This is a genomic window from Lutimonas vermicola, assembly GCF_038433205.1.
In the GTDB taxonomy this organism is placed as follows: Bacteria; Bacteroidota; Bacteroidia; order Flavobacteriales; family Flavobacteriaceae; genus Lutimonas; species Lutimonas vermicola.
The window spans coordinates 1,289,492-1,302,666 of sequence record NZ_JBCDNA010000001.1 but is presented as its reverse complement, the minus strand read 5'-3'; the positions used below and the strand labels follow the sequence as shown (position 1 = coordinate 1,302,666).

Annotated in this window: 9 protein-coding genes; 5 read left to right on the top strand and 4 right to left on the bottom strand. The window is 37.0% G+C overall.

Going from position 1 to position 13,175, the window contains the following annotated elements; all coding sequences use genetic code 11:
• Window positions 1-115: 115 nt before the first annotated feature.
• Together AABB81_RS05825 and arsC are read right to left on the bottom strand one after the other, a co-directional pair.
• On the bottom strand, window positions 116-2,548 hold the full coding sequence (locus AABB81_RS05825) for a TonB-dependent receptor (RefSeq protein ID WP_342159228.1): 2,433 nt from the start codon (window positions 2,546-2,548) through the stop codon (window positions 116-118).
• A 97-nt stretch (window positions 2,549-2,645) separates the two neighbouring features.
• Window positions 2,646-2,984 carry an arsenate reductase (glutaredoxin) gene (arsC, locus tag AABB81_RS05820; RefSeq protein ID WP_342159227.1) on the bottom strand — a complete coding sequence of 113 codons (339 nt, stop codon included), beginning with the start codon at window positions 2,982-2,984 and terminating at the stop codon, window positions 2,646-2,648.
• A gap of 175 nt (window positions 2,985-3,159) precedes the next feature.
• Here arsC and AABB81_RS05815 point away from each other — a divergent pair, with 175 nt between their 5' ends.
• From AABB81_RS05815 to AABB81_RS05805, 3 genes are read left to right on the top strand one after another with little or no spacing between them, the layout of a single operon-like run.
• On the top strand, window positions 3,160-3,927 hold the full coding sequence (locus tag AABB81_RS05815) for a TatD family hydrolase (protein WP_342159226.1): 768 nt from the start codon (window positions 3,160-3,162) through the stop codon (window positions 3,925-3,927).
• 7 nt (window positions 3,928-3,934) lie between these two features.
• Entirely contained in the window at window positions 3,935-4,420 is a 486-nt protein-coding gene (locus AABB81_RS05810; RefSeq protein WP_425287328.1) for a methylated-DNA--[protein]-cysteine S-methyltransferase, read from the top strand.
• A 48-nt stretch (window positions 4,421-4,468) separates the two neighbouring features.
• Window positions 4,469-7,885: a hypothetical protein gene (locus AABB81_RS05805; protein ID WP_342159225.1), complete on the top strand. Its 3,417-nt coding sequence runs from the start codon at window positions 4,469-4,471 to the stop codon at window positions 7,883-7,885.
• A gap of 39 nt (window positions 7,886-7,924) precedes the next feature.
• On the opposite strand, the gene AABB81_RS05800 is transcribed toward AABB81_RS05805, so the two are convergent.
• Together AABB81_RS05800 and AABB81_RS05795 are read right to left on the bottom strand one after the other, a co-directional pair.
• The gene (locus AABB81_RS05800; RefSeq protein ID WP_342159224.1) at window positions 7,925-9,469 is read right to left on the bottom strand and encodes a glycine--tRNA ligase; all 1,545 of its coding nucleotides are present in this window, start codon (window positions 9,467-9,469) and stop codon (window positions 7,925-7,927) included.
• Window positions 9,470-9,659: 190 nt separating this feature from the next.
• Window positions 9,660-10,565, bottom strand: coding sequence for a kinetochore Spc7 family protein (locus tag AABB81_RS05795; RefSeq protein ID WP_342159223.1), 906 nt, complete (start codon window positions 10,563-10,565; stop codon window positions 9,660-9,662).
• Window positions 10,566-10,713: 148 nt separating this feature from the next.
• Between AABB81_RS05795 and AABB81_RS05790 the strand changes: the two genes are divergently transcribed.
• Window positions 10,714-11,403: a ComF family protein gene (locus tag AABB81_RS05790; RefSeq protein ID WP_342159222.1), complete on the top strand. Its 690-nt coding sequence runs from the start codon at window positions 10,714-10,716 to the stop codon at window positions 11,401-11,403.
• Window positions 11,404-11,493: 90 nt separating this feature from the next.
• A complete protein-coding gene (locus AABB81_RS05785) occupies window positions 11,494-13,062 on the top strand; it encodes an Ig-like domain-containing domain (protein ID WP_342159221.1) in 1,569 nt (522 codons plus the stop codon).
• Window positions 13,063-13,175 lie beyond the last annotated feature (113 nt).

The following is a 13,175-nucleotide window of genomic DNA, read 5'->3' as shown; positions in this document are numbered from 1 at the left end:
TTCCATATTGGTTGTTTGGCAACCTGATGGAAAATTGGAAATTAAAAAAGGAGGCTAAAAAAAAGGCTAAATCTTAAAACATACATATTGAAAAGCTTGTGAGACCAAGCTTTTTTTATTTGATCTTATCTTCTATTTCAAATATATTCTTATCAATTTCTTTAGACCTGTTTTGGGTGTTTTTCCTGCCGTTTTTATTAAAACGATATGAAAAGGATAACAGATATTGCGTATCAAAAATAAAATTTCTTTGAGTTATCGTGTTGGCTTCCAGAGAATTGAATACTGCTTTTCTCGTATGGAAAACGTCATTTATTTTGAAACTTAGGGTTGATTTGCCTTCCCAAAAATCTTTTGAGACACTTAAATTGGCAAATTGAAATGCCTTTAATTCGGTGATAGCGGTTTTTTGAGCTGACTGATATATATAATCAATATTGAATCGAAGCGTGTTGTTAATTCGGTAAAGCAACCTGAAGTTGCCATACCAGACCCAGTTATCATAGTCGTATGCGAAGTCACGTGTGTCGGATAATTGCGCAAAATAGGGGCTTATTAATCCGTATAACCTTATTTTATTCGTAGGGTTATATGTAGCTTCTAACTCTAAACCAGTGTAATTTAATGTACCGTTGTTGATCGGAATTCTTCTGTAAATTTCAAAACCGTCGCTTGTTTGATTTCCTGTTTTTTCCAGAACATTAAGGATACGGTCAGTAGAATTGGAATAAAATATGGCTGAATTAAATGAAACTTTTTCAAACTCATAATAGTATTCCAAATAAAAATAATTGGTATAATAGGGGTTGAGATAGGGATTTCCAACTAGAATGAATCTTTCATCGGTGAAGGAATTAAATGGGTTCAATTCTGCGATCGTCGGTCTGTCAATATATTTGGTAAAGCCCAGGGACAAAGCGCTGTGATCGTTCAATGGATAAGTAAATAAGGCACTTGGAAACACATCTGTGTAATTATTCACATACTTATTGTCAACTGTTTTTTCAGTGATTGATGTTTCGGTAATTTCAGTTCTAAGGCCCACAGAATAACTTAATTTTTCGAATTGTTTACTGTAATTGGCATAAAAAGCATAAATGTTTTCCTGATAATCTATTTTACTTGTAAAATAGTCTATCGTTTCAAAAAGATGGGTGCTTTGATTTAAGTTGCTTGAGGCAAAATCATTGTTATAACTTCGAAAGTTGGTTTTGATTCCTGCTTCAAAGGTTCCATTCTTTTTTACCGGTAAGGTATAGTCAACTTTTGCATAAAAATTATCGACTTTTTCATCTTTCACATATTTTTGTTCTGTATCGGCGCTTCCCGGAAATGTTTCGGTATTCACGATATCGGTCTTATTATCAGCCAGGTTATTGTCATATTTTATGTCTGCGGATAATTGATGCCCTTCCTTGTTAAACTTCGTGGTGAATTGCAAAAAGGCTTCCAAAAATCCTTCATCAGAATTATCATTTACTTTTCTTAAAGAAGATTGGATAAGTTCGTCCAAGGGTTGGTAATCGTTTAAAAACAGGTCTGAATCATAATTTTTATTTGAATTTGTATAAAGAATTGAAGTCGTCAGCGTATTTTTTTCGTTCAGATAAAAATCACTTCCAAGATTGATCAGAAAACTATTTCTCTGTCTGTAATCAGACCGGATTTCGTCAAAATTACCTGTGGGTTGTTGTATGTCATCCAAAAATACCTGTTGAATCTCCGTATCCTTAATTTGGACCTGGTGATTGAAACTGACCGTGGAAAAAATATTGATTTGGTCAGTCCTGTAATTAACAAAAGTTGAGACTCCGTCATTATCTGGCAGGCCTATATGTGCTTCAACCATTCCGCTATACCCTTCACCGGATCTTTTTTTAAGAATGATATTTAAAATTGCACCTCCGCCCTCAGCATCATATTTTGCCGATTGAGAAATGATTTCCACCTTATTGATCGAATTTGCCGGTATCAGACTCAAGACATCAGCGTTGCTCCTCTGCCCTCCATAGGGTTTGCCATCGACTAAAACCAGCGCTGTGTTGCCTCTGATTGTTATATTTCCTTGATTGTCAATTTTTACTGAGGGAGTATTCTCAAGCACGGTAACCGCATTTCCGCCAATGTTGGCTATATCCTGGGAGGCATTATAGACTTTTTTTGTTAACTGATGGTCAATCAGGTTGGTTTTCGCTATCAATTCTATCTCCTCTAGGTTTTCTGAATTTTGCTCTAATTCTATAAGCCCCATTTCAATATCCTGATCAATGCTCAATACATGGATAATAAAGGGCTGAAATGACAACGATTCTATAATGCAATAGTACCTGCCGTTTGGCACGCTTAGCTCGAATTTACCGTTTTTGTCAGTCACATCACCAATAAGATCCCGTGTATTAATATCCTGTAGCGTAACTGTTACAAACTGCAACGGAAGATGCGTGTCGGCATCTTTTACTTGTCCGCTAACCGCGTTTGTTACTTTCGATTCCTGACCTGATATGTTAAAGGAGAGGAGGAATATGATCAGGATGCTTATAAATTTCATTACAAAAATGTGTAATCCGATAAAAATAGCTTATTCAGGACTATAAAAAAATAGTGGTTTAGGGGTATTTTCAGTCATCTACATAAAACAAAAAACATCAGATAATATCCTTTATTTTTTCCGGAGGTCTTCCTATTACAGCTTTGTCTCCATGAACTACAATGGGCCTTTCAATAAGCTTCGGATATGTGATCATGGCCTCAATCAGTTCTGTTTCACTAAGGTTTTTGTTTTTAAATTCTTCTTTCCAGATCGCTTCATTTTTTCTGATCAGGTCAATAGCAGGAATCCCCAATTTATTTAAAATATCACGTAATTCTTCAAATGAAACAGGGTTTTTCAAATAATTAATGATTTCAGGATCCTGATGTGCCTCCTGCAATATGGCAAGGCCTTGCCTGCTTTTGCTACACCTTGGATTATGGTAGATTTTCATGAGAGGTTGGTTTGGTTTGAGTCGTTAAAGAACCAAAAATAAAATATTTTTTGTTCAATGTAAAGCCTTTCCTGCTATTTGTTTAATGATTCTGAGTTATAAACAAAGTGAAATTTAAAAGAAAAAATTAACATGACCACGTAAGAATATTTCAAGGTTCAACTATATTTGTCGCATGATGATAACAGATACGCATACCCATCTTTACGCCGAACAATTTGACCAAGACCGGGATCAGGTTATAGAAAAAGCTTTGGGTTTGGGTATTACAAGGTTTTTTATTCCTGCTATAGATAGCAATTATTACGACAGCATGTTTGCTTTGGAAAAGTCTTATCCAGAAAATATTTTTCTTATGGCAGGATTGCACCCTACGCATGTGAAAGCTGATTATAAAAGGGAGCTTGAGATCGTAAAAAATCAATTGGACAGCCATCGCTTTTATGCCGTTGGAGAAATTGGTATGGATTTATACTGGGATAAGACTTTCGTCAAAGAACAGCAAGAGGCTTTTCTTTTGCAGATTTCATGGGCAAAAGAAAGAGCATTACCTATAGTGATCCATTGCCGCGACGCATTTGACGAGATTTTTGAAGTTATGGAACAGGTTAACGATGACCGGTTATTTGGAATTTTTCATTGTTTTACCGGAAACCGGCAACAAGCAGACAGAATCGTCAATTTTGGTTTTAAACTCGGTATTGGGGGTGTTGTTACTTTTAAAAACGGAGGACTTGATAAATTCATTGCTGAGATTCCCCTGGAACATATTGTATTGGAAACGGATTCCCCTTACCTTGCACCAGCACCTTTTCGTGGGAAAAGAAATGACAGCAGTTACCTTATCCACATAGTAGACAAACTTGTTGATTTATATAAAATGAGTCCTGCTGAGATCGCCAGGATCACTACCGAAAATTCCCGAAATATATTTGGGATATAATTTTTTGATGATGACTCAATATAAATGTGCTTATTTAAAAACCCCTTTAGGGACGGCTAAAATCATAGGAAACAGCGATGGTATCGTTGAAGTTTCTGTAGGAGATGAAGAAATACCTGCTACTGAAAATGCGCCTGATGAGCTTCGTGAGTGTATGAGTCAGCTCGAAGAGTATTTTAATGGGGAACGAAAGGAATTTTCTGTCAAATTAAATCCGTCGGGTACTGAGTTTCAGAAACAGGTCTGGTCCCAATTATTAAAAATTCCATTTGGGCAAAGAATTACCTATATGAAGCAGACCTTGCAAATGGGCAGTGAAAAGGCAATCAGGGCCGTGGCAGGTGCCAATGGAAAGAACCCTATCTGGATTATCATCCCTTGTCATAGAGTAGTTGGATCTGATGGTTCACTAACCGGGTATGCAGGAGGCCTGTGGAGAAAGCAATGGTTGCTTGAACACGAGAGCCCCACAGGTCAAACCAGCTTGTTTTGAAAAGCTAAAGGGAGAAATTCCCAATATTGTTTAATGATGTATTGCTTCATGAAAAGATTCTTGGTTTTACTGCTCCTTTTCAATGGTGTTCTGGCTATGGGACAATCACATCCAAAAGGGTTGAAAATCAAGGAATTTGTGATTCAAAGCGATACGCTTCGTATCGATAGTTTAAGTATCAATCCTGGTTTTTTGGAGATGTACGGTGCTCAGGGAATTGAAATTGAACCAGAGAATTACCAAGTTGATTATGCAGGGGCACGCCTTTGGTTTCTCGATCAAGAGAAATGGAATGGAAAAAAAATTGTAGTTCATTACCTGCCTTTTCCCGACTTTATGACCCGAAATTATGGAGTATTCGACAGGTCATTGATTGTTTCTCAGGCTACCGATGAATCTCAGTTATACAGTTCACTTGCGAACTCGGGCTTAAAAAAAAACAAACCCTTTGATGGATTGTATACGAGTGGAAGTTTGTCGAGAGGAGTAACAATAGGAAGCAATCAGGATGCCGTTGTCAATTCTAATTTTAACTTGCAGATCGAAGGTAAATTATCGGATAAAGTAGGAATCAGGGCATCAATTACCGACAATGAAATCCCTCTTCAATCAGGAGGTTTTACACAGCGGCTTGATGAGTTTGACAGGGTATTTATAGAGTTATATGCCGATAACTGGTCGCTTACTGCAGGGGATATCGACCTCGGCAATACAGATAGTTATCTGATGAGGTTTAACAAAAAGATCTCCGGCGTACTCCTAAAAGGACACTTGGATAAGGCTGCCGGGCAAACCGATTTTTTTGCATCAGGGGCATTGGTAAGGGGTAAGTTCCAAAGCTTTAAATTCAACGGAGTGGAAGGCAACCAGGGGCCCTATAAAATTCTTGGTTCAGAAAATCAGCAATTTATCATTATGATCTCCGGGAGCGAGCGTGTTTATGCCAATGGAGTACTGCTTAGAAGAGGGGAGAATTTTGATTATACTATAGATTATAACACCGGAGAAGTTACTTTTACCACCTTGTATACGGTAAGTGCCAACCTTCGATTTACAGTTGAATATCAGCTTTCAGAAAGAAATTATACGAGATTTCTTACCTATGACGGGGTAAGTTTTAAATCTGACAAATTAAAAGTGGGTGTTCGCTATTTTAATGAAACAGATGCCAAAAACAGTCCGGTGGATCAAAATCTTTCAGACGAGCAAAAACAGATTCTGGCAGAGGCCGGTAATGACAAATCAAAGATGATTGCGCCTTCTGAAGTTGAAGTTGCCTATAGTGAGAACAGGATTCTTTATAGAAAGACCATTATTGGTGGAAATGAAGTATTTGAATATTCCAATGATTCAAATCAATCCTTATACCAGGTAAATTTTTCTTATGCAGGAGAGAACAATGGAGATTATATGTTAGAAACCACACTGGCTGCGGGACGGGTTTACCGTTATGTGCCGGAAGTTAATAATCAAAAACAAGGGTCGTACCTTCCTGTTGTACAGCTTGTTGCTCCCGAAAAATTACAAATACTGAATATTGAAGCCAATTATGCCCCCGGAGAAAGAACACTGATAGAGACAGAATTGGCCCTGAGTGACAAAGACCAAAACCTTTTTTCGTCGATAGACAACGAAAACAATAAAGGAATTGCTGCAAAACTGGGGTGGAGACAAAATATAGTAAACAAAAAATGGAAATTGAACAGTGATCTTAACTACGAATATTTCAGTGAAAATTTCAGCTCAGTTGAACGAATTCGAAACGTGGAATTCTCAAGAGACTGGAATATCCTTACCGACAATAGCAGCCTTAGCCGGAAACAGCAATACGTTTTGGCCGGGCTGGATTTTAAAAATGACAGTACCGGAGTAATTCGTTATCAATACGAAAACCTTATCCTGGGAGATACTTATACCGGAGATAAACACAATCTCTTGACTGACCTTGATTTTGGGGGAACACAATTATTTGTAAACGGGAGTTCCATGCAAAACGAAAATGGATTTGAAGAAAATTCATTTAACAGGATGTACAGTGGAATAACTCAGCAAATCTCCAACTTCTGGATTGGTGCCAAATACAATTATGAAAAGAATATAAGAAGAAATAAGGAGACGGATGATCTCGATATGCTATCACACAGGTTTTCTGAAATCGAAGGCCTTGTAGGAATAGGTGATTCAACGAAAGTTTTTACAGAGATTGGATACAATTACAGGGAAACTGATAGTTTACAGGGCTCGGTCTTAGGGCTTGTGAACAAAGCGAGCACTTATTTTTTAAAGTCGAAACTTGTTCAAAATCAAAATACGGATCTTGCGTTATTTGTGAATTACAGAACGGTCAATAATGTAAATACTTCAGATGAGAGTTCTTTGAACGCAAGGATAAGCTACAGACAGAGAATATTTGGCGACTTTATAAGTCTTCAAACACTTTACGAAACCAGATCGGGCAGTTTGCCTCAGCAGGAGTTCAGCTATGTGGAAGTTGAGCCGGGTAAAGGATTCTATGAATGGATTGATTTTAATGCTAACGGGATACAAGAACTGGATGAGTTTGTGGTTGCCAAGTTTCAGGATAAAGCCATATATGTAAGGGTCTTGCTCCCTAGCATTTCTTTTATTAAGACAAATCAAAACAAATGGAGTCAGTCGCTTAACCTCAATGCTTCGGCATGGAGAAACAAGGATGGTTTTAAAAAAATACTTTCTCATTTTGCCAATCAGACCTATTTTCTGATCGATGTCAAGACAAAACGAAATCAGGATGATTTTAACCTTAACCCTTTTGTTTCAGATGATGAAAACCTCTTAGGTCTGGATCAAAATTTTAAGAATAGTTTCTTTTTTAACAGAGGATTGCAAAGGTTTAGTTTTGTATATTCCTTTTTGAATTTCAGGAAGAAAACTGTTTTTTCATTTGGTGATCAGGATGTTACCCTCAGAACCCATCAATTTCAATTTACCCATAAATTAGGGAAATTCTGGCTTTTGGATTTAGGGGCGGGGATTAACGAAAATATAAGCAGCTCAAATAGCTATGCCAACAGAAACTACGACCTGGACAATGTAAACCTGCATCCCAAAATATCTTATTTATACAATCAAAATACAAGGCTGGAATTCTCTTATATATTTAAAAACAAAGAAAATAGAATCCTCAACGAGGAAACACTTCAGATGCATGTAATTGGGACCAATTTCCAATATGCCAGCAAACAAAGCTTTTCGGTCAATGCCAATGCTAATCTGTATTTTAATGAATTCGTAGGTGATACAAATTCTCCTGTAGCTTACCAAATGCTTGAAGGTTTACAACCAGGAACCAACCTTACCTGGTTGCTCGGTCTCCAAAAAAGACTGACCTCATTTTTAGACCTCAACCTCAATTATTTTGGAAGAAAATCTGAGGATTCAAAAACGATTCATACCGGTAACGTGCAACTCAGGGCAACTTTTTAACAATTTTTCCTTCTTATAAACTTAAAAAAGGAATCTTTCCTACTGACTTTTCCTCAACCAGTCTGCCATGGATACTTCTTTAGAAATAATGCTGCGCAAATCTTCTATTTTTATGCGGTTTTGCTCCATGGTATCACGGTACCTGATGGTTACCATACCATCATTTTTAGTATCGTGGTCAACCGTGATGCAAAAAGGCGTTCCAATGGCATCCTGTCGTCTGTAACGCCTGCCAATAGCATCCTTTTCATCATAGGCTACACTGAAATCAAATTTTAACTCATCCATGATTTCCCGGGCAATTTCAGGTAATCCGTCTTTTTTGATCAGCGGCAGAATTGCTGCCTTGGTTGGAGCCAGTACCGGTGGTAATTTCAATACGACTCTTTCCGATCCGTCTTCAAGGGTTTCCTCCTGAAGCGCAGAAGAAAAAACAGCCAAAAACATTCTGTCAAGGCCAATGGAAGTCTCAACCACATATGGAACATAATTTTTGTTCATTTCATGATCAAAGAACTGTAATTTTTTCCCTGAGTGTTCCTCGTGGGCTTTCAGATCGAAGTCGGTTCTGGAGTGTATGCCTTCCAATTCTTTGAACCCAAAAGGAAATTCGAATTCTATATCTGCAGCTGCGTTTGCGTAATGTGCGAGTTTGTCATGATCGTGGAACCTGTATTTATTTTCACCTAAACCGAGTGATAAATGCCATTTTAATCTCGTTTCCTTCCATAATTCATACCATTTGAGTTCTTCTCCCGGCCTTACAAAAAACTGCATTTCCATTTGTTCGAATTCTCTCATCCTGAAAATGAATTGTCTCGCCACGATTTCATTTCTAAAGGCTTTCCCGGTTTGGGCTATACCAAAAGGAATTTTCATCCTTCCTGTTTTTTGGACATTGGCAAAATTAACAAAAATACCCTGAGCCGTTTCAGGTCTTAAGTACAGGTCCATGGCCGATTCTGCTGATGCACCTAATTTTGTCCCAAACATCAAATTAAATTGTTTCACATCCGTCCAGTTTTTAGATCCTGAAAGGGGGCAAGCGATTTCCAACTCTTCAATAAGTGCTTTGACATCCTTCAGGTCTTCATTTTCAAGAGAACGGGCCATACGGCTTAACACTGCCTCCTTTTTTGAAAGATAACCGACAACTCTTGGATTTGTATTTACAAATTCACTTCTGTCAAAGGCATCTCCAAAGCGTTTGGCAGCTTTCGCGATTTCCTTTTCGGCCTTTATATTGAGTTTTTCTGCATAATCTTCAATCAACACATCTGCTCGGTACCTCTTTTTGGAGTCTTTGTTGTCAATCAAGGGATCATTAAAAGCATCAACATGTCCGGAGGCCTTCCAAGTGGTAGGATGCATAAATATCGCAGCGTCAATTCCTACAATATTTTCATTCATTTGTACCATGGATTTCCACCAGTATTCACGGATAGAATTCTTTAATTCAGCCCCATTCTGTGCGTAGTCATATACAGCGCTCAAGCCATCATATATTTCGCTTGATTGAAAGATGAAACCATACTCTTTGGCATGTGAAACTACTTTTTTGAATTTATCCTCTTGATTTTTCATGTATATTTTTTGTTTTTCAGACACCTCCAGCTAGACAACAGGCTTCCCTATGGATTATCGATAATACTGATGCAATTCTTACATTGATCATATCTTTTTGATGCGGCAAAAATAATTAAATTATACAAAGCGCATAAAAAAAGGAAACACAATTTGTGTTTCCTTTTTTATATCCTGTATAATGATCTAATTATAAGCCTAAGAAAGAATCATTTAGTTCCAGATTAGCCGAACCTACCAACTTACCTTCTACATAAACTTCAATAGGGTAAACTCCGGCTTCATACTTGTCTCCTTTACGTTCAACAAGCATCACAACATCAAGGTTAGCATTTTCATAATTTACAATGGTTTGGTCTGTATATTTAGCCTCTTCTCCTTCATGCATGGTAAAAGTTCCTTTTGCATTGATAACCATTCCGGCTGGATTCTTTAAGACAATAAAAGCTTCTTTATCACCTGGTTCAGCAATTTCATTTTCAATTAATCTGAAGGCTACTTTGATAGCATCAGTTTTTTGAGCCTTGTTGGTTTCAGTATATTTTCCGTTAGAGCGCATTTTCATGGCAAGAACTTCTACATTTTCAACATTAATTGCTCCTCCGATCTCAACTTTTCTTGCCAATTCCATATTTTGTGCCACCAAGGTGTCATTGTATGTGGTCTGTATCTCAAGTTGACTGTTTATACTGTCTTTCTCTTCTGTAAGGATATTATTAGCAAGTTTTAAAGAATCAACTTCATCCAGTAATCTGGTGTTGGTTTTTTCCAAAGTGGCTAATTGACCCCGGTACCTTCTTAAGACATTGGAATTAATTTGCTTAAGATTTTGAACAGAGTCTTTCAAAATTGCGATTTTTTCCTTTTCCATGGTCAGCGAGTCAGAAAGGCTTGTGTTTTGAGCAATAGCTACATCATACTTTTCTTCCATGGCGGTAAGGTTGCCTATTATTTGTTCTTTTTCATCCTGCAGAAACTTAATGGCTTCTTTGTGGTCGTTGTTGTTATAGAACGTATAGCCAATCAATCCGAATAGTAATATGGTCAGGGCTATTATTAAAATTTTACTGTTTGAAGATTTAGAATTTTCTTCCATAATTATATAATTAGGTTTACATTTTAGATTAATCTTAACTTATTTAACGTAATAAATCAGAAAAATTGTGTGCAAATCTAATTTTTTTTAAAGATTTAAAACAATTTATTTAAAGAATTCAATAGATGTGTTGATAAATAATCATGTAATGCTCAATTTCTTAACAGGACTTTTTGATCTTTTTTTCCCTGAAGTATGCTTGAATTGCAATGAATTGCTTCAAATTAAGGGTAGATATGTATGTTTTTACTGTCTTTCTGAAATGCCCCTTACGCATTTCAGTTTTATGCCGGGAAATACGGTTGAAACAACATTTAAAGGAAGGGTTCCAGTCAAGGCAGCCACAAGTTTATTGTACTTTGAAAAAAAGAGTTTGGTTCAAAAACTGATGCATAGTTTGAAATACCGTCAACAGCCTCATATCGGTGTTTTTTTAGGTAAGTGGTTAGGGGAGGAGATGTTGATAAGTAAGCGTTTTAAAAAAATTGATTTGGTAGTTCCCGTGCCTTTACATCCCAACAGGCAGAAAAAAAGAGGCTATAATCAAGTGATGTTGTTTGCCGAGACTCTATCTGTGCAATTAAACGCTGAACTCCGGCCTGAGGTGCTTGTCAAGATCGCAGACCGCAGAACACAAACCCATAAAGGCAGATTGGAAAGAATTAGTCATACACGTGGAGATTACAAAATAAAATACAGACAGTCACTCAAAAACAAACATATCCTGCTGGTAGATGATATTATTACAACCGGAGCTACTCTTGAAGCCTGCAGCATCGAACTGCTTCATGTTCCTGGTGTTCAGTTAAGTTTTGCCAGTATGGCGTTTACAATTTAATTTTAATAAAAAAGGATCGATTGGCCTGGAATAATTGTTAATTTGTATTTTATTTGTACTATGATATCCCGGTATTATTTTTTCATTTTTATGCTGTTGCTGTTAACCGGCTGTGCGAGAATGGGCCGCCCTGAAGGAGGCCCCAAGGATTTTGACAAACCCATTATGGTGAGGGCAGACCCTGAGTTTAAAAGTCTTCAGTTTGATGATGATCAAATCAAGATTTATTTTGATGAATACATCAAACTTAAAGATGTGAATTCTCAACTCATCATTTCTCCACCCCTTAAGAATTCACCGGTGATTAGTCCCTTGGGATCTCCCAGTAAAAAGATTACAATCAAAATCAGTGATACCTTACAAGAGAATACGACCTATACATTCAATTTTGCCCAGAGTATTATCGACAACACTGAAGGTAATATCCTGGATAATTTTAAATATATTTTTTCTACCGGTGACTATATCGATTCACTAAGGGTCAAAGGGACAATCAAAGATGCTTTTGATCTCAATATGATCGAAAATCCCACGATTATGTTATATCCTGTCAACGACATGTATAAAGATTCATTAGTATTCCTCGAGAAGCCCACGTATGTGGGAAGTACAATAGACAGTTTGAACTGGGAGATAACAAATATCAAGGCCGGGATCTATCGCCTCATTGCCCTGAACGATTCAAGAAAGAATTATAAATATGACCCTAAGGAAGACAGGATTGCGTATTATGCTGATTTGATAAACATTCCGGGAGATAGTGTGTTTGACCTGACTTTATTCAAAGAAATCCTTCCGTTTAAATTGGTTTCGAGGCCTAAAGATGTATCAAAAGGACATGTGATTATCGGAATTGAGGGTGACACAGATGACGTGGATATTCAGGTTCTATCCAATGTGCCGGAAGACTTTAAATCCTTTTATGCCAAAGACAGAGAGACGGATACATTGAATTATTGGTTCAATCGTTTTGAACTGGACACTTTGATATTAAAAGTAAGCAAGGATCAGTTTATTGATACGGTAAAAATCAAAATAGACGAAGAGGAAATAGATTCTATGCGCATACAGTTATCGACTTATGGGTTGTTGCATATAAGAGATACTTTACAACTGGGTTCAACGGTTCCGATAATAAAAATTGACACCTCTAAATTTCATTTTATAGACAATGATTCAGTCAAGATTCCCTTTCGACTTGAATTATCCAAAAGTCATGACAGAATAGATATCGATTTTGAAAAGGAATTTCAGCAGAACTATAAACTCTTTATAGAACCCGGTGGAATCGAAGATATTTTAGGTATTCAAAATGACACGATCAAATCCGCCATAAAGACCGGAAAGGTATCCGATTACTGCTCAATCTTTCTGACAATAAGAAATATCGAAAGATTTCCCGTGATTATTGACCTGATAAATGAGAAAGGAGATATTGTAGCGAAAACCTTCGCTGAAGGACCCCGTGAATTCGAATTTCGGAATTTGAATCCTTCCAGATTCATGATTAGAATCATTTATGACGACAATGGCAACAAAAAGTGGGATACTGGAAATTTTTTGCGCAACCAACAACCTGAAAAGGTACATTATGTAAAAACAATCATCGAAGCGAAGGCCAATTGGGAGGTGGAAGAGAACATTTTACTTCAACCCTGATGCACTTTTATTTTTTTTTTCGACTGAATGTTGTTTTAAATGCTGTAATGTGATTTATATTTCTTTTTACTTTGTAAGAAGTTAGTATCTTTGTTGTTTAGAATCATTTTAAT

Coding starts and splice junctions, on each gene's coding strand:
- AABB81_RS05815 (WP_342159226.1), top strand. CDS start 3,160: ATGATGATAACAGATACGCATACCCATCTTTACGCCGAACAATTTGAC.
- AABB81_RS05810 (WP_425287328.1), top strand. CDS start 3,935: ATGATGACTCAATATAAATGTGCTTATTTAAAAACCCCTTTAGGGACG.
- AABB81_RS05790 (WP_342159222.1), top strand. CDS start 10,714: ATGCTCAATTTCTTAACAGGACTTTTTGATCTTTTTTTCCCTGAAGTA.
- AABB81_RS05785 (WP_342159221.1), top strand. CDS start 11,494: ATGCTGTTGCTGTTAACCGGCTGTGCGAGAATGGGCCGCCCTGAAGGA.
- arsC (WP_342159227.1), bottom strand. CDS start 2,984: ATGAAAATCTACCATAATCCAAGGTGTAGCAAAAGCAGGCAAGGCCTT.
- AABB81_RS05825 (WP_342159228.1), bottom strand. CDS start 2,548: ATGAAATTTATAAGCATCCTGATCATATTCCTCCTCTCCTTTAACATA.
- AABB81_RS05800 (WP_342159224.1), bottom strand. CDS start 9,469: ATGAAAAATCAAGAGGATAAATTCAAAAAAGTAGTTTCACATGCCAAA.
- AABB81_RS05805 (WP_342159225.1), top strand. CDS start 4,469: ATGAAAAGATTCTTGGTTTTACTGCTCCTTTTCAATGGTGTTCTGGCT.
- AABB81_RS05795 (WP_342159223.1), bottom strand. CDS start 10,565: ATGGAAGAAAATTCTAAATCTTCAAACAGTAAAATTTTAATAATAGCC.